This is a genomic window from Pseudomonas sp. GW822-FHT05A08 (assembly GCF_058800485.1).
Genome location: NZ_CM179511.1, coordinates 5,647,608 through 5,662,579, shown reverse-complemented (window position 1 = coordinate 5,662,579; position 14,972 = coordinate 5,647,608). Strand labels below are relative to the sequence as shown.

Sequence of the window (14,972 nt, the reverse complement as noted above, 5' to 3'; positions counted from 1 at the left end):
CGTCTCTGGTGCTGATGCCGGTCTGGCACCATAGTTTTGTTCCCGCGGCCTGACGCTGGCCGCCCCGAATAAAATAGAGACTGGCCATGACCAAGACTCTCCATCACCGTGCCTGCCACCTGTGTGAAGCCATCTGCGGCCTGACCATCGAAACCACCGAAGTCGACGGCGCCGGCCCGCAGATCACCTCGATCAAGGGCGATGCCCAGGACAGTTTCAGCCGCGGCCATATCTGCCCCAAGGCGGTGGCGCTGCAGGACATCCAGAACGACCCGGACCGGCTGCGCCAGCCCATGCGCAGGGTCGGTGGCGATTGGCAGGCGATCGAGTGGGACGAGGCCTTCACGCTGGTGGCCGAGCGCCTGGCGGCGATCCAGGAGCGGCACGGCAACCATGCGGTGGCGGTCTATCAGGGCAATCCCAGCGTGCACAATTATGGGTTGATGACCCACAGCAACTATTTCCTCGGCCTGCTGAAAACCCAGAACCGCTTTTCCGCCACCTCGGTGGACCAATTGCCGCAGCACTTGAGCAGCTACCTGATGTATGGCCATGGGTTGCTGCTGCCGATCCCGGATATCGATAACACCGATTTCATGCTGATCCTGGGCGGCAACCCGCTGGCGTCCAACGGCAGCATCATGACCGTGCCGGACGTGGAGAAGCGCCTGAAGGCGATCCAGGCGCGAGGCGGCAAAGTGGTGGTGGTCGACCCACGGCGCAGCGAGACGGCGGTCATGGCCGACCAGCATGTGTTTGTCCGTCCCGGCGGGGATGTGGCGCTGCTGTTCGGTATGCTGCATACGATTTTCGCGCAGGGGTTGGCGCGTGACAGCCATCTGCCGGTGGACGGCCTGGCCGAGGTGCATGAGGCCATTTCCCGTTTCAGTGCCGAAGCCATGAGTCCTTTGTGTTCGGTGCCGGCGCAGCAGATCCGCCAGTTGGCGCGCGACTTCGCCGCGGCGGACAGGGCGGTGTGTTATGGCCGGATGGGTGTGTCCACCCAGTCGTTCGGTACCCTCTGCCATTGGCTGGTGCAACTGCTCAACCTGGTGACCGGTAACCTCGACCGGGTCGGCGGCGCCCTGTGCACCGAGCCGGCGGTGGATCTGGTGGCGGCGACTTCGGGCGGGCACTTCAATGCCTGGCAAAGCCGGGTTTCCGGACGCCCTGAATATGGCGGCGAACTGCCGGTCTCGGCCCTGGCCGAAGAAATGTTGACCGCAGGCGAAGGGCAGGTACGGGCGCTGATCACGGTGGCCGGTAATCCGGTGCTCTCCACTCCCAATGGACGGCAGTTGGAGCAGGCGCTGGAGGACCTGGAGTTCATGCTCAGTATCGACCTGTACATCAACGAAACCACCCGTTATGCGGACCTGATCCTGCCATCGACCTCGGCCCTGGAGAACGATCACTACGACACCACGTTCAATATGTTCGCGGTGCGCAATGTCAGCCGCTTCAACCGGGCGATCCTGCCCAAGCCGGAAGGCGCGCTGCATGACTGGGAAATCTTCGTCGGCCTGGCCAGGGCCTTCGCCGCGCGGACCGGCAAGGAACTCAAGCCGACCGTACCGCCGGCACAGATGATCGACAGGGGGCTACGAGCGGGGCGGTATGGCGAGGCGTCCGGGTTCAATCTGTCGGTGGCGACGCTGGCCGACCACCCCCACGGGATCGACCTGGGGCCACTCAAGCCCAACCTGGCAGCGCGCCTGAAAACCGAGAACCGTTGGGTACAGGCCGCTCCCGCGGCGATCATGGCGGACCTCGAGCGCTTTGCCGCGTTGCAGGCTCCGGCAGCCGATGAGCTGGTGATGATCGGCCGGCGCCATGTACGCAGTAATAATTCGTGGATGCACAACTACCATCGGTTGGTGAAGGGCAAGCCACGGCACCAGTTGCTGATGAATCCCGATGATCTGGCCCGGCGAGGGCTGACTGACGGACAGCGCGTGCGGGTCAGTTCGCGGGTCGGGGCGATCGAGGTGGAAGTCCTCGCCAGCAGCGAGATGATGCCCGGGGTGGTCAGCCTGCCCCATGGCTGGGGGCATGGTCGGCCGGGGGTGCAGATGAGCATCGCCATGGCCCAACCCGGGTCGAGTGCCAATGACCTGACCGACGAGCGTCAGCTGGACGAGCTATCGGGCAATGCGGCGCTCAATGGCGTGCCGGTGACGGTGGAGGCGGCCTGAGGAGTCTGTCGGAGAGGCCGAGCATGGCGCTCGGCTTTCCGTTACAATGCGCCACCGTGTCGACAACAGAGTCGGAAAGTTCAGCCGAGGTGCTCCATGGATATCATCGAAACTATTAAAGAGCAGATTGCCAACAACACCATTCTGCTTTACATGAAAGGCTCGCCGAATGCCCCGCAGTGTGGCTTTTCCGCGAAAGCCGCTCAGGCCGTGATGGGGTGTGGTGAGAAGTTCGCTTACGTGGACATCCTGCAGAACCCGGAAATCCGCGCCAACCTGCCTAAATACGCCAACTGGCCTACTTTCCCGCAACTGTGGGTAGCCGGCGAACTGGTCGGCGGCAGCGACATCATGGCTGAGATGTTCGCCAATGGTGAGTTGCAGACCCTGATCAAGGCCGCCGCTGAAAAAGCCGCTGCCAAGACCGAAGCCTGATTTGCCCCCTACAGGAGCGACAAGTTCGCTCCTGTAGGGTTGTGTGGATTTATCCACGCAATTAAAAAGCCCCGCCCTCGTGAAGAGAGGCGGGGCTTTTTTATGGGGTGAAGCTTTTGCTTGGGAGGAATTACTCGTCGCCCATCTGCGATTGCAGGTAGTTCTCCAGGCCGACTTTATCGATCAGGCCCAGTTGGGTTTCCAGCCAGTCGATATGTTCTTCTTCCGATTCCAGGATGTCTTCCAGCAGCTCGCGGCTACCGAAGTCGCCGACCGATTCGCAATGGGCGATGGCGGCTTTCAGGTCGGCATGGCCGGTACGCTCGATGCGCAGGTCGCACTCGAGCATTTCCTTGGTGTGTTCGCCGATGTGCAGCTTGCCCAGGTCCTGGACGTTCGGCAGGCCTTCGAGGAAGAGGATGCGCTTGATCAGCTTGTCCGCATGCTTCATCTCGTCGATGGACTCGTGGTATTCGTGCTTGCCCAGCTTGTTCAGGCCCCAGTCTTCATACATGCGTGCGTGCAGGAAGTACTGATTGATCGCGACCAGTTCATTGGCAAGGATCTTGTTGAGATGCTGGATGACTGTGACGTCGCCTTTCATGATGGGGTCCTGCCCTGTAATTAGCGGTATATAAGGCAGAGTCTGAGCCGCACGATGATTAGTGTCAAACCTAAGTTATTGAATAATATATGAAAATTAATCGGAATAAGAATGTTTGTGTTCCGCGTTTTGATGCTAAGCGATTGAATTACAGACATAAAAAAGCCGGACACGAAGTCCGGCTCTTTTAAATGGCGTTAATTACGCAACATTAAATTCTACTGGGTAAGGAATCGCTGGCTGGCTGCTTTGCAGTTCGGCCAGGGTTTCACGTACCACCTGCTTGGCGAGGCAGGCACATTTGCCACATTGACTGGCCACGCCGGTCGCTTGGCGTACTTCACGATAGCTGCAGCAACCGTCGTAGATTGCATCGCGGATTTGTCCGTCGGTGACGCCAGTGCAGAGGCAGACATACATAGGGTGAGAACCGTCGCTGGTTATGGCTCAATGCGACGGATCTTAATGTTAACGAGAATGATTGTCAAAGTGGTTTCCTGGGGCTTTTTGCCAGATGCGTATCTGGCAGACGAACGGTTTTTTCTAGCACGGGTGACGAACTGTCCAGCAGGGCGACTTTTTTGCGGCCTGAATCCGGGAGATGGAAAAACCACTAAGGACAGCTCAAAAACGCGGTGTATGATGTGCGGTCCTTACGAAGCGGGATCGAGTCACAGGGCTGTCGCTTGGCGGCGGCAAACTGGGCTGGATCTCATTCTTCATTCGATCACACCAGGAGATATCCAATGAGCGTACTCGTAGGCAAACAAGCCCCTGACTTCACCGTTCCCGCCGTTCTCGGCAATGGCGAAATCGTCGACAGCTTCACCCTGTCCTCGGCCATCAAAGGCAAATACGGCCTGGTGTTCTTCTACCCGCTGGACTTCACCTTCGTCTGCCCGTCCGAGCTGATCGCTCTGGACCACCGCATGGCTGACTTCAAGGCACGCAACGTTGAAGTGATCGCGGTTTCGATCGACTCGCACTTCACCCACAACGCCTGGCGTAACACCCCGATCAATGCCGGTGGCATCGGTCAGGTCCAGTACATCATGGCTGCTGACATGAAGCACGACATCGCCAAGGCCTACGACGTTGAGTCCGAAGGCGGCGTGGCTTTCCGTGGCGCGTTCCTGATCGACGACAAAGGTGTCGTTCGTTCGCAGATCGTCAACGACCTGCCGCTGGGCCGTAACATGGAAGAGCTGATCCGTCTGGTCGACGCTCTGCAGTTCCACGAAGAGCACGGCGAAGTCTGCCCGGCCAACTGGAAGAAAGGCGACAAGGGTATGACTGCTTCGCCAGAAGGCGTTGCTGCTTACCTGAGCGAGAACGCCGGCAAGCTGTAAGCCGCGCTTCACGCATAAAAAAACCGGCCCCAGGGCCGGTTTTTTTATGCGCGGTCGTTCAGCGACGGTATCAGTCGTTGAAGTCTTGCCAGCCGCCCATTTCCTTCCAGCGATTGACGATGCCGCAGAACAGGTCGGCAGTCTTCTCGGTGTCGTAGCGGGCGGAATGCGCCTCACGGCCATCGAAGTCGATATCGGCAGCCTGGCACGCCTTGGCCAGCACGGTTTGGCCATAAGCCAGGCCGGCAAGCGTCGCGGTGTCGAAGCTGGAGAACGGATGAAACGGGTTGCGTTTCATGTCCAGGCGCGCGACAGCCGCGTTGAGGAAGCCCAGGTCGAAGCTGCTGTTGTGCCCGACCAAGATCGCGCGCTTGCAGCCGTTGGCCTTTAGCGCCTTGCGCACGCTGCGGAAAATATCGTTCAGCGCGGTTTCTTCACTGACGGCCATGCGCAGCGGATGGTCGAGCTTGATCCCGGTGAACTCCAGCGCCGCGGCCTCGATGTTGGCGCCTTCGAAAGGCTCTACCCGGAAAAACAGGGTGTGCTCGGGGAACACGAAGCCCTTTTCGTCCATGCCGATGATGGTCGCGGCAATTTCCAGCAAGGCGTCGGTGGCCGAGTTGAAACCACCGGTTTCAACGTCGACGACTACCGGCAGGTAACCGCGAAAGCGTGCCGCCATTGGATGACGCGAGCCACCACCGTTGTGACCGTCCTGCTCGTCGTCGAAATGGTCTTCACTCACGCGTGTTCCTCCAGCAGGCGCCAGCGCAGTTTTTCACCGGCGCGCAGCGGGATGACGGTCAGCTCGCCGAAAGGCAGGCTGGCAGGGGCGGTCCATTCTTCACGAACCAGGGTGATGCGATCGGTGTTGGCCGGCAGGCCATAGAAGCGTGGGCCGTTGAGGCTGGCAAAGGCTTCCAGCTTGTCCAGCGCGTTGCGCTGTTCGAAGGCTTCGGCGTACAACTCGATCGCGGCATAGGCGGTGTAGCAGCCGGCACAGCCGCAGGCCGCTTCTTTGGCATGCTGGGCGTGGGGCGCGGAGTCGGTGCCGAGGAAGAACTTCTGGCTGCCGCTGGCGGCGGCGTCGAGCAGCGCTTCCTGGTGCACGTTGCGCTTGAGAATCGGCAGGCAATAGAAGTGCGGGCGAATGCCGCCAACCAGCATGTGGTTGCGGTTGTACAGCAGGTGATGGGCGGTGATGGTCGCGCCGACGTTGGCCGAGGCCTCGTTGACGAACTGCACGGCGTCACGGGTGGTGATGTGTTCGAACACCACTTTGAGCGTCGGGAAGCGCTCGACGACACGGCGCATGTGCTCGTCGATGAACAGCTTCTCGCGGTCGAACACGTCGACTTCACCGCGGGTGACTTCACCGTGGATCAGCAGCGGCAGGCCGACTTCGGCCATGGCCTCCAGCGCCGGGAAGATCTTGTCGATGCTGGTGACGCCCGAGTCCGAGTTGGTGGTCGCACCGGCCGGGTAGAGCTTGGCGGCATGGACGAAACCACTGGCCTTGGCCGCGCGAATTTCTTCGGGCTGGGTGCGATCGGTAAGGTAGAGCACCATCAGCGGCTCGAAGCGGCTGCCGGCCGGCCGCGCAGCGAGAATGCGCTGGCGATAGGCGTCGGCTTCAGCGGCGTTGCGCACCGGAGGTACCAGGTTAGGCATGATGATGGCGCGGCCAAAGGTGCGCGCGACATCCGCGACAGTATTGGTCAATACGGCACCATCGCGAAGATGAATATGCCAGTCGTCGGGACGCAGCAGGGTCAGGCGGTCGGACATTGGGGATTCCAGGCGGGTCAAACTCCAGTGAATGCTACCGGAAAAGACTCTTCCAGGCACTCGCTATCAAGTTTTGCGTGAAGCTTCCGATATCCCGAAGGTATGCCGTAAACAGGCATTTCGATTTTCGTGATGTACAAGTCAGTGGAGCCTCCCGTGCGCCAGCGTTATCTAGCCTTGCTCAGTGTGTTCGCCAGTCTTCCCGCGATGGCGCTGACTTTCCAGACCCGTCTGGAGAGCATTGAGTGGACGGTCGAAGGCGATAAATTCGAGTGCCGTCTGAGCCAGCCGATCACCGATTTCGGTTCCGGGGAGTTCGTGCGTCGCGCCGGCGAGCAGGCGACCTTTCGCCTCAAGGCCTACAACCCGATGCTCGCTGGCGGTTCGGCCACGCTGCTCGCGGCGGCCGCGCCGTGGCAGCCGGGACGGGGCGACATCAACCTGGGGTCGGTGCGGCTCGGCAATGGCGATGTGCTGTTCAACAGCTCGCAACTGCAGGCCGGGCGACTGATCGGCGGATTGATGGATGGGCGCAGCCCGGTGGTTCGCCACTATTCCCGCGAGGGCGGGGTGTCCGAGGTGCGCTTGTTGCCGGTCAAGTTCAGCAAGGCGTATGGCGACTACCAACGCTGTGTCGCCAAGTTGCTGCCGAAGAACTTCGATCAGGTCAGGCAATCCGAGGTCGGCTTCCCCGGGGGCGGCATCGACCTGGACGCCAAAGCCAAGGCCAGGCTGCAGGTGATGCTCGAGTTTCTCAAGGCCGATCCGACGGTCAATCACATCCAGCTCGATGGCCACTCGGACAACAGCGGCAACCGTTTGACCAACCGTGACCTGTCGCGGCGCCGGGCGCTGGCGGTGATGGAATTCTTCAAGGCCAACGGCATTCCCGAATCGCAGATCGAGATGCGTTTCCACGGTGAACGCTATCCATTGGCGCCCAACACTAACGCGGCGAATCGAGCCAAGAACCGTCGGGTCAACGTTCAGCTGCAACGTGTCCCGGTCGCGGAAAAACCGGCACCCCAGGCCGCTGCTCCCGCCAACGCCGCGGCGACTTCCTGAAACGGCTGTCGTCGCCCGCTCGACATAATCTGTCGCTTCGTCGTCATAAGCTGTCGCGCCTCTGTAAATTATCCGCGTTGATCGGTAGACTTGATGGCTTTCCGTAGAACCCCGTGGAGTGATGGCATGGCGGACGTAAACAAGGTCGTTCTGGCGTATTCCGGCGGCCTGGACACTTCGGTGATCCTCAAGTGGCTGCAGGATACTTATAACTGTGAAGTGGTGACGTTCACCGCTGACCTGGGTCAGGGCGAAGAGGTCGAACCGGCACGTGCCAAGGCGCAAGCCATGGGCGTGAAAGAGATCTACATCGACGATCTGCGCGAAGAGTTCGTCCGCGATTTCGTTTTCCCGATGTTCCGCGCCAACACCGTTTACGAAGGTGAGTACCTGCTGGGTACCTCCATCGCTCGTCCGTTGATCGCCAAGCGCCTGATCGAGATCGCCAACGAAACCGGTGCCGACGCCATTTCCCACGGCGCTACCGGCAAGGGCAACGACCAGGTTCGTTTCGAACTGGGCGCCTACGCTTTGAAACCAGGGGTGAAAGTGATCGCTCCCTGGCGTGAGTGGGACCTGCTGTCCCGCGAGAAGCTGATGGACTATGCCGAGAAGCACGCGATCCCGATCGAGCGTCACGGCAAGAAGAAATCCCCGTACTCGATGGATGCCAACCTGCTGCACATCTCCTATGAAGGCGGCGTGCTGGAAGACACCTGGACCGAGCACGAAGAAGACATGTGGCGCTGGACCGTCTCCCCGGAGAAGGCTCCCAACACCCCGACCTACATCGAGCTGACCTATCGCAATGGCGACATTGTGGCGATCGACGGCGTCGAGATGACCCCGGCCACCGTGCTGGCGACCCTGAACCGCATCGGCGGTGAAAACGGCATCGGTCGTCTGGACATCGTGGAAAACCGCTATGTCGGCATGAAGTCTCGCGGCTGCTACGAAACCCCTGGCGGCACCATCATGCTGCGCGCTCACCGGGCGATCGAATCGATCACCCTGGATCGTGAAGTCGCTCACCTGAAAGACGAGTTGATGCCCAAGTACGCCAGCCTGATCTACACCGGCTACTGGTGGAGCCCTGAGCGTCTGATGCTGCAACAGATGATCGACGCCTCCCAGGCCCACGTGAACGGCGTGGTTCGCCTGAAGCTGTACAAGGGCAATGTGATCGTCACCGGTCGCAAGTCCGATGAGTCGCTGTTCGATGCCAACATTGCGACCTTCGAAGAAGACGGCGGCGCCTACAACCAGGCGGATGCGGCTGGCTTCATCAAGCTCAATGCCCTGCGCATGCGTATTGCGGCCAACAAGGGCCGGACTCTGTTCTGATGCCTTGAGTCGTTTTAAAAGAGCCCCGCCATGAGCGGGGTTTTTTTATGCCTGATGTTTTAATCGATCAAGCGGGTGTCTGGAGACCATAACTAAAAGTTTCCACTGGCCATTGTTTCAATGGGACCTCGACTATCTTTCAGTCTGTTCTTTTCAATACGAAGTGTAGGGGAGTCAGGAGTAGTTATATATAGGGGGCGACGTTCAATTTTTCCTTGTAGGGCAAATCCGTATTGTTTGTAAGGAACTTCTCGGGGCGATGCTGGCCCAGGGCATGGCCATGCCACGGGCCAAATGACTGGGTTATGGTGTTTGCTTGAAAAACCAATAGCGGACTCTGGACTTACCCATGAAGAAAGTTTTGATCGTAGATGATCATCCCGTCACTCGTCTGGCTGTGCGCATGCTGATGGAGCGGCACGGCTTTGAAGTAGTTGCCGAGGCGGACAATGGCATGGATGCCCTGAAACTGTCTTATGAACATGTTCCAGACATCCTTATTCTTGATATTGGTATTCCCAAACTCGATGGCCTGGAAGTTATCGCCAGACTTTCGTCAAAAGCCATGTCGACCAAAGTGCTGGTATTGAGCCTGCAAGTACCTGGGCCTTTCTCCATGCGCTGCATGCAGGCTGGTGCGGCGGGTTATGTGTGCAAGCAGCAGGACATCACTGAATTGATCAGTGCCGTCAGGGCAGTCCTGGCCGGCTACAGTTATTTTCCCAACGAAGCCTTGCATACCCTGCGCTCGAGCCTGGGCATCGCCAGCGAGGAGGGGATGTTGTCCAGCCTGTCGGGTCGAGAGTTGATGGTCCTGAAGCAACTCGCCGGTGGGCAGACCAACAAGGAGATTGCCGAGGGCCTGTGCTTGAGCAGTAAAACGGTGAGCACCTACAAAAGGCGGCTGTTGGGGAAACTCAACGCCCGCTCGCTGGTGGACCTGATCGAGTTTGCCAAGCGCCATCAGTTGGCATGAAGGTGAGGCGTTACAACAAGGCTCGCGAGGGAAAAACCAGCGGCTTTTGCGAGCCTTCATTGCGTTGTGGGCTTGCCGGTCTGTCGGCGATGTTGGATCCCTCAGCCGCGCATGGCCTGTTTTGAAAAGAAACGACTTGGAATGTTGGCTGGCGTAACAAAAAAGCCTCCGTCAAAGGAGGCTTTTTGTTACTAAAGATCAAAGTCGTAATCGGCCAGTTGCTTTTGCAAGCGCCGCTCTTCCAGAAGGTTGTCGATGGTCCGACGTTTGCTCAAGTTGGTCTTGGCCACCTCTACCACAGGCTCCGCATCTTCTGTTTCAACAGGGGTGAAGTCGTCTTCTACGTCCAGTTGTTCTTTGCCAGTACTCATAAGGTTAACTCCAGGCTAAGACTGCCATTGGCGCTCCTTATATCGATATTCTCGGGACTGGTAAAAAAGATTTTTTCAATCGACCTATCATCAAAATCAATAGTTGCTCAATCGTCAGAGGTCTTGTGCTTGTATTCGCACAGGTCCTCGATCCGGCAGCTTCCACAGCGCGGCTTGCGGGCCAGGCACACATAGCGGCCATGGAGGATCAGCCAGTGATGGGAGTCGAGGAGATACTCCTTGGGCACGAATTTCATCAGTTTCTTTTCGACCTCCACGACATTCTTCCCGGGGGCCAGCCCTGTGCGGTTGCTGACCCGGAAGATGTGCGTATCGACGGCCATGGTCAGTTGGCGGAAAGCCGTATTGAGTACCACGTTGGCGGTCTTCCTGCCGACGCCTGGCAGGGCTTCGAGCTCTTCCCGGGTCTGCGGGACTTCGCTGTTGTGCCGTTCCACCAGCAGACGGCAGGTCTCGATCACGTTTTTGGCCTTGCTGTTGTACAGGCCGATGGTCTTGATGTACTCGGACAGGCCTTCGACGCCCAGGGCATAGATGGCGGCCGGCGTATTGGCCACGGGGAAGAGCTTGGCCGTCGCCTTGTTGACCCCGACATCGGTGGACTGGGCCGAGAGAATCACGGCAATCAGCAGCTCGAAGGGCGACGAATAGGCCAGTTCGGTTTTCGGTTCCGGATTGTCTTCGTGCAGCCTGCGGAAAATTTCCAGGCGTTTTGCGGCATTCATGGGTGAGTCATTTCCTTGAAGGCGGTCGGTGTGAGGTCGTAGAAGCGGCCCAGGCTTGCCTGGCGGCCAGCAACAGCCCCAGCAGGATAAAACCGCCAGGTGCGAGTGTAAGCAGGTGCAAGCCGCCCCGGGCGGTCAGAACCCAGCCTGGCCAGTCGACGTCGTTCATTCCCAGCAGCCATTGCAGATGATTGCCGATCGAGCCACTGCCGAAGGCTTCGCGCAATGCACCCAGGGTAATCAGCAGCAGGCAGAACTGGCCGGCGAAACGCAAGCGCACGGGGCGCAGGAAAAAATCCTGGTATTCCAGCACTACGCATTGCACGGCAATCAGGCCCAGGTAGAGGGCCAACTGTTGTTGCAGCTCGAACGCCCAGGCCTGCGCGGCCAGCATGGCACAACTGGTGAGCGTGGCGCTGAGCAGGATACTGGCGCCCAGGCGGCCCTGGCCAGCCAGGCGTGGGCGCAGGGCATTCATGCACAGGCCGAATACCGCGCTCACACAGAGAAATACCAGGGCCAGGCCCAGGGCCTTGACCAGTGAGTCGCTGGCGCCCATCAGCGGCGCGAGCATCAGGGCGTTCTGCAGGGTCGAGGATTTATTCATGGGCGGGACTTCCCAGCAGTTGTTCGCGGTGCTCGTCGAAGTAACGCAGGCTGTCGTGAATCCCCTCGACCACCGCCCGTGAGGTGATGGTGGCCCCGGCCATCTGGTCGAATTGGCCATGGTCTTTTTTCAGCGCCCAGCCGGCGTCGCCCGGATCACCCAGTGACTTGCCGATAAAACCCTGCAGCCAGGTATTCGGGCGCTCGGCGATGCGCGCGCCCAGCCCGGGCGTTTCCGAATGCCGCAGAGCCTTGCTGCCCAGCAGTTTGCCGTTGGCGGCGACGCCGATCAGCAGCTCGATCGGGCCGCCATAACCGCTGACCTGGCTGCGCAGCAGCACAGCGCTGGGTTGGCCGTTGCGCGTGGCGCGATAACCGGCGAGCAGGGTGCTGTGACTGAGCTGGATGTTATCGATGGCCAGCGGCTGATCCAGCGGCTGATTGTCGTAGCTGTCGACGGGCAGGAGATCCAGCAGATTGCGTGCCTGGATGGCGCGCTGTTCGCGCTCGATGCGGGGAGCCGTCGTCTGCTGGACGAAGAAAGTGCCAGTGGCGCCGACAGCCGCCAGCAGTGCCAACACTCCCAGACTCGTTGCGCGGTTCATGGCAGGGAAGGCTCGGGAGGCGGAGCAGCCAGGCGCTCCAGGGCGGGGACGGCGAGGTTCATCAGCAGTACGGCGAAGGCGACACCGTCCGGGTAACCGCCCCAGGTGCGGATCAGGTAAGTCAGCAGGCCGACCCCGACCCCGAACAGCAGGCGTGCCTTTGCGTTCCTCGGGCCGGAGACCGGCTCGGTGACGATAAAAAAGGCGCCAAGCATGGTCGCGCCGCTCAGCAGGTGGAAAAACGGCGAGCCGTGGGAGTCCGACCCGGAACCGTTCCAGCACAGCAGGCTGATGACGAACAGGCTGCCGAGCATGCCGGCCGGGGCGTGCCAGCTGAACACCCGTTGCTGCAGCAAAAAGGCGCCGCCGGCGAGAAAGGCCAGGTTGACCCATTCCACGCCTTTGCCGCCGAAATGGCCGAAGGCGGCATTGCCGGCGAACAGTTCATCGATGGTCAGGCTCTTGTTGATGCGCAGGCTGTCGAGTGCCGTGGCCTGGGCCCAGGCATCGGGCGCCGTGCTGTCGAGGGCTATGCCGAAGATCTGCTGCAGGCCGCCCGGCAGGTCCAGGCCATGGGAGGCCGGCCAATGAGTCATCTGCTGGGGGAAAGAGACCAGCACCAGGGCATAACCGAGCATCGCCGGGTTGAACGGATTCTTGCCGACGCCACCATACAGGTGCTTGCCGAACAGCAAGGCACAAGCGGCCGCGCTGACTGTCAGCCACCACGGGCAATACGGCGGCAAGGCCAGGGCCAGCAAGGTGGCGCTGACCAGGGCACTGCCATCGCCAAGGAAAGGACGCAATGGCCACTGGCGCAATCGCAGCACCGCGGCTTCGACGGCAAGGGCGGTGGCACAGGCCAGCAGCAGGTTGATCAGAATCCCCCAGCCAAACAGCCAGAACAGCGCCAGCAGTCCCGGCAGGGTCGCCAGAAGCACACGCTGCATGGCTTGTCGCAGGCGTTCGTCCGGTTGCTCAAAGGGCGTCATGGGCTTGTACCTGGCGCTCGGCTTCGGCCAGTCGCTCGCGGGCCTTGGCCAACAGTGGCGGCGGGGTGTCGCTGTGACGCTCCAGCTTGCTGACTTCTGCCCGCGCGTAAGCCAGTTCGGTTTTCAGTTGCCGCAGGCGGGTGTCGATCGGGCGTTTTTCGACTCGCACCAGATTGGGCGCCGGTTGCCCGCTGGCTTCTTCGGTCGCGTGCAAGGCCTGTTCTGCGTCTTTCAGTGCCTGCTGCAGACTGGCCAGTTGCTCGGCAGGCGCCTGGTTGGCCTGGGCCTTTTTCAGTTCCGCGCGGCGCATCGCCAGCTGGATTTTTGCGCGCTTGAGCTCGGCGTCTTTGGCCGGGGGCGCTGAGGCCAGGGTTTCGACCGTGGTTTCGGCCGCGCTTTCGAGCTGGGCATGAGCCTGTTCGGCGGCCATGAACTGGCGCTGCAGGACGATCAGTTGCGACTGTTGCTCGAAGGTCGGCGGATGGCCGAAGGCTTTCAGCGATTTGTTCAACTGGGCCCGGCTCATCGCCAGATCGATCTTGGCTTTTTTCACCGCCGCATCGGCGGCGGCCGCCTTTTGCGCGCGCACCCGCTCGATGGCCGCCTGCACCGGGTCCAGGCTGGTTTCACTGGGCTGCGCCGCACGTTGCGCGCGGGCGGCACGTTCAGCCTGCTTGTGCTGTTCTTCGCGTTGCAGCCGGGCATTGCGGCGCTCGAAGCGCTGGCGCGCGTGATCGCGTTTGGCGGTCCGGGCGCGCAGTTCTTCGAGACCGGTGGCCAGGCCGCCGACGATCGGCAATACGTCATTCAGCGGCAGCGGATGCATCTCGATACAGTCCACCGGGCACGGCGCCACGCAGAGATCGCAGCCGGTGCATTCGTCGATCAGCACCGTGTGCATCTGCTTGGCCGCGCCGACTATGGCATCCACCGGGCAGGCCTGGATGCACTTGGTGCAGCCGATGCATTCGGCTTCGCGGATAAAGGCCACCTGGGCCGGCGCCGGGCCGCGACTGATGTCCAGTTCCATGACCGGGATATTCAGCAGCCTGGCCAGGCCGGCAATGGTTTCGTCGCCGCCGGGCGGGCACTTGTTGATCGCCTCGCCGTTGGCGATGCCTTCGGCGTAGGGCTTGCATCCGGGGTGGCCGCACTTGCCGCATTGGGTCTGCGGCAGCAGGGCGTCGATGCGTTGAATCAGACTCATGGGTTGAGCAGTCCGTTGAAACCGAGAAATGCCACCGCCATCAGGCCGGCGCTGATCAGGTCGATCGGCAGGCCGCGAAAGGGCAGGGGCACATCGTTGTTGAGAATGCGCTGGCGCAGGTCGCTGAACAGGCTCAATACCAGCCAGAAACCGAGGCCCGCACCCAGGCCCAGGGCGAGGCCATGACCGAGCCCGCGATTGGCCTGGACCGCCAGTAGCAACGCGCCGAGTACACCGGCATTGCCCAGCAGCAGCGGCCAGAGGCCGTCGAATGGCAGCCCGGGCAACATCCGGGTCAGCAGCTTGAGCAGCGGTGCGATCAGCAGCACGCCCAGCGGCAGGAACACGAACAGTTGCAGCGAGGCCAGGCCCAGCGGTACCAGCAGCGCCTGATAAAGCCCGTAGCCCAGCAGGCTGCAGAGCAGCATCAGGCAACTGGTGGCGATCCCCAGGGCATGGATCCGCCGCCGCGCAACCTGCGGGTCGGCACTGGCCTGCAACAGCGGATCGACGCCCAGCGGCCACTGCAACACGAAGTTGTTGATCAGGGCAGCGCTGATGAGCGTGAGGACAATCTCGGTCATGTTCGTGGCCGGTGAGGGCGGGCGGATACCTGAAGACTAGGCAATTATCCGGCAAGGGCGCAGGCCCATCCAGATATGAAAATCCCCCCGCCACGCAGCGGCGCG

Annotated in this window: 17 protein-coding genes; 6 read left to right on the top strand and 11 right to left on the bottom strand. The window is 60.8% G+C overall.

The window, feature by feature from the left end; all coding sequences use genetic code 11:
- Positions 1–86: 86 nt before the first annotated feature.
- On the top strand, positions 87–2,195 hold the full coding sequence (locus AC3RCP_RS25440; protein ID WP_492570783.1) for a molybdopterin oxidoreductase family protein: 2,109 nt from the start codon (positions 87–89) through the stop codon (positions 2,193–2,195).
- Positions 2,196–2,291: 96 nt separating this feature from the next.
- The gene (gene grxD, locus AC3RCP_RS25435) at positions 2,292–2,630 is read left to right on the top strand and encodes a Grx4 family monothiol glutaredoxin (RefSeq protein WP_007922425.1); all 339 of its coding nucleotides are present in this window, start codon (positions 2,292–2,294) and stop codon (positions 2,628–2,630) included.
- A 130-nt stretch (positions 2,631–2,760) separates the two neighbouring features.
- Here grxD and bfr read toward each other — a convergent pair whose 3' ends face one another.
- A complete protein-coding gene (gene bfr, locus AC3RCP_RS25430; protein WP_007922427.1) occupies positions 2,761–3,234 on the bottom strand; it encodes a bacterioferritin in 474 nt (157 codons plus the stop codon).
- A gap of 201 nt (positions 3,235–3,435) precedes the next feature.
- On the bottom strand, positions 3,436–3,654 hold the full coding sequence (locus AC3RCP_RS25425) for a bacterioferritin-associated ferredoxin (protein WP_492570784.1): 219 nt from the start codon (positions 3,652–3,654) through the stop codon (positions 3,436–3,438).
- A 326-nt stretch (positions 3,655–3,980) separates the two neighbouring features.
- On the opposite strand from AC3RCP_RS25425, the gene AC3RCP_RS25420 reads away from it, so the two are divergent.
- The gene (locus tag AC3RCP_RS25420; RefSeq protein WP_007922432.1) at positions 3,981–4,583 is read left to right on the top strand and encodes a peroxiredoxin; all 603 of its coding nucleotides are present in this window, start codon (positions 3,981–3,983) and stop codon (positions 4,581–4,583) included.
- Positions 4,584–4,653: 70 nt separating this feature from the next.
- On the opposite strand, the gene rnt is transcribed toward AC3RCP_RS25420, so the two are convergent.
- Positions 4,654–5,328, bottom strand: coding sequence for a ribonuclease T (gene rnt / locus AC3RCP_RS25415; RefSeq protein ID WP_007922434.1), 675 nt, complete (start codon positions 5,326–5,328; stop codon positions 4,654–4,656).
- A complete protein-coding gene (pyrC, locus tag AC3RCP_RS25410) occupies positions 5,325–6,371 on the bottom strand; it encodes a dihydroorotase (RefSeq protein WP_009045366.1) in 1,047 nt (348 codons plus the stop codon). The genes rnt and pyrC overlap by 4 nt, the downstream gene beginning before the upstream one ends.
- 156 nt (positions 6,372–6,527) lie before the next feature.
- Between pyrC and AC3RCP_RS25405 the strand changes: the two genes are divergently transcribed.
- From AC3RCP_RS25405 to AC3RCP_RS25395, 3 genes are all read left to right on the top strand, one after another.
- Positions 6,528–7,436: a flagellar protein MotY gene (locus AC3RCP_RS25405; RefSeq protein ID WP_101338944.1), complete on the top strand. Its 909-nt coding sequence runs from the start codon at positions 6,528–6,530 to the stop codon at positions 7,434–7,436.
- A 126-nt stretch (positions 7,437–7,562) separates the two neighbouring features.
- The gene (locus AC3RCP_RS25400; protein WP_009045364.1) at positions 7,563–8,780 is read left to right on the top strand and encodes an argininosuccinate synthase; all 1,218 of its coding nucleotides are present in this window, start codon (positions 7,563–7,565) and stop codon (positions 8,778–8,780) included.
- A 349-nt stretch (positions 8,781–9,129) separates the two neighbouring features.
- Complete coding sequence (locus AC3RCP_RS25395; RefSeq protein WP_101338943.1) at positions 9,130–9,756, top strand: response regulator transcription factor; 627 nt, start codon at positions 9,130–9,132, stop codon at positions 9,754–9,756.
- Between the two features lie 191 nt (positions 9,757–9,947).
- Here the strand turns inward: AC3RCP_RS25395 and AC3RCP_RS25390 are convergent, their stop codons facing one another.
- The 7 genes from AC3RCP_RS25390 to AC3RCP_RS25360 form a co-directional block, all read right to left on the bottom strand.
- Positions 9,948–10,127, bottom strand: coding sequence for a PA3496 family putative envelope integrity protein (locus AC3RCP_RS25390; protein ID WP_007922443.1), 180 nt, complete (start codon positions 10,125–10,127; stop codon positions 9,948–9,950).
- 107 nt (positions 10,128–10,234) lie between these two features.
- On the bottom strand, positions 10,235–10,873 hold the full coding sequence (gene nth / locus AC3RCP_RS25385) for an endonuclease III (RefSeq protein WP_007922445.1): 639 nt from the start codon (positions 10,871–10,873) through the stop codon (positions 10,235–10,237).
- A 7-nt stretch (positions 10,874–10,880) separates the two neighbouring features.
- Positions 10,881–11,480: an Rnf-Nqr domain containing protein gene (locus AC3RCP_RS25380; RefSeq protein WP_492570785.1), complete on the bottom strand. Its 600-nt coding sequence runs from the start codon at positions 11,478–11,480 to the stop codon at positions 10,881–10,883.
- Entirely contained in the window at positions 11,473–12,084 is a 612-nt protein-coding gene (locus AC3RCP_RS25375; RefSeq protein ID WP_101338941.1) for an RnfABCDGE type electron transport complex subunit G, read from the bottom strand. The genes AC3RCP_RS25380 and AC3RCP_RS25375 overlap by 8 nt, the downstream gene beginning before the upstream one ends.
- Positions 12,081–13,076, bottom strand: a complete 996-nt coding sequence (locus AC3RCP_RS25370; protein ID WP_492570786.1) for an RnfABCDGE type electron transport complex subunit D — start codon at positions 13,074–13,076, stop codon at positions 12,081–12,083. The genes AC3RCP_RS25375 and AC3RCP_RS25370 overlap by 4 nt, the downstream gene beginning before the upstream one ends.
- A complete protein-coding gene (gene rsxB, locus AC3RCP_RS25365; RefSeq protein WP_492570787.1) occupies positions 13,063–14,283 on the bottom strand; it encodes an electron transport complex subunit RsxB in 1,221 nt (406 codons plus the stop codon). Before rsxB ends, AC3RCP_RS25370 begins: the two co-directional genes overlap by 14 nt.
- Complete coding sequence (locus tag AC3RCP_RS25360) at positions 14,280–14,867, bottom strand: Rnf-Nqr domain containing protein (RefSeq protein ID WP_101338938.1); 588 nt, start codon at positions 14,865–14,867, stop codon at positions 14,280–14,282. The genes rsxB and AC3RCP_RS25360 overlap by 4 nt, the downstream gene beginning before the upstream one ends.
- Between the last annotated feature and the right edge of the window lie 105 nt (positions 14,868–14,972).

Excerpts from the sequence above, each read along its gene's own strand:
- AC3RCP_RS25375 (WP_101338941.1), bottom strand. The coding sequence starts at position 12,084 with ATGAACCGCGCAACGAGTCTGGGAGTGTTGGCACTGCTGGCGGCTGTC.
- bfr (WP_007922427.1), bottom strand. The coding sequence starts at position 3,234 with ATGAAAGGCGACGTCACAGTCATCCAGCATCTCAACAAGATCCTTGCC.
- rsxB (WP_492570787.1), bottom strand. The coding sequence starts at position 14,283 with ATGAGTCTGATTCAACGCATCGACGCCCTGCTGCCGCAGACCCAATGC.
- AC3RCP_RS25400 (WP_009045364.1), top strand. The coding sequence starts at position 7,563 with ATGGCGGACGTAAACAAGGTCGTTCTGGCGTATTCCGGCGGCCTGGAC.
- AC3RCP_RS25370 (WP_492570786.1), bottom strand. The coding sequence starts at position 13,076 with ATGACGCCCTTTGAGCAACCGGACGAACGCCTGCGACAAGCCATGCAG.
- pyrC (WP_009045366.1), bottom strand. The coding sequence starts at position 6,371 with ATGTCCGACCGCCTGACCCTGCTGCGTCCCGACGACTGGCATATTCAT.
- AC3RCP_RS25440 (WP_492570783.1), top strand. The coding sequence starts at position 87 with ATGACCAAGACTCTCCATCACCGTGCCTGCCACCTGTGTGAAGCCATC.
- AC3RCP_RS25395 (WP_101338943.1), top strand. The coding sequence starts at position 9,130 with ATGAAGAAAGTTTTGATCGTAGATGATCATCCCGTCACTCGTCTGGCT.
- AC3RCP_RS25420 (WP_007922432.1), top strand. The coding sequence starts at position 3,981 with ATGAGCGTACTCGTAGGCAAACAAGCCCCTGACTTCACCGTTCCCGCC.
- AC3RCP_RS25380 (WP_492570785.1), bottom strand. The coding sequence starts at position 11,480 with ATGAATAAATCCTCGACCCTGCAGAACGCCCTGATGCTCGCGCCGCTG.
- AC3RCP_RS25360 (WP_101338938.1), bottom strand. The coding sequence starts at position 14,867 with ATGACCGAGATTGTCCTCACGCTCATCAGCGCTGCCCTGATCAACAAC.
- AC3RCP_RS25425 (WP_492570784.1), bottom strand. The coding sequence starts at position 3,654 with ATGTATGTCTGCCTCTGCACTGGCGTCACCGACGGACAAATCCGCGAT.
- grxD (WP_007922425.1), top strand. The coding sequence starts at position 2,292 with ATGGATATCATCGAAACTATTAAAGAGCAGATTGCCAACAACACCATT.
- AC3RCP_RS25390 (WP_007922443.1), bottom strand. The coding sequence starts at position 10,127 with ATGAGTACTGGCAAAGAACAACTGGACGTAGAAGACGACTTCACCCCT.
- nth (WP_007922445.1), bottom strand. The coding sequence starts at position 10,873 with ATGAATGCCGCAAAACGCCTGGAAATTTTCCGCAGGCTGCACGAAGAC.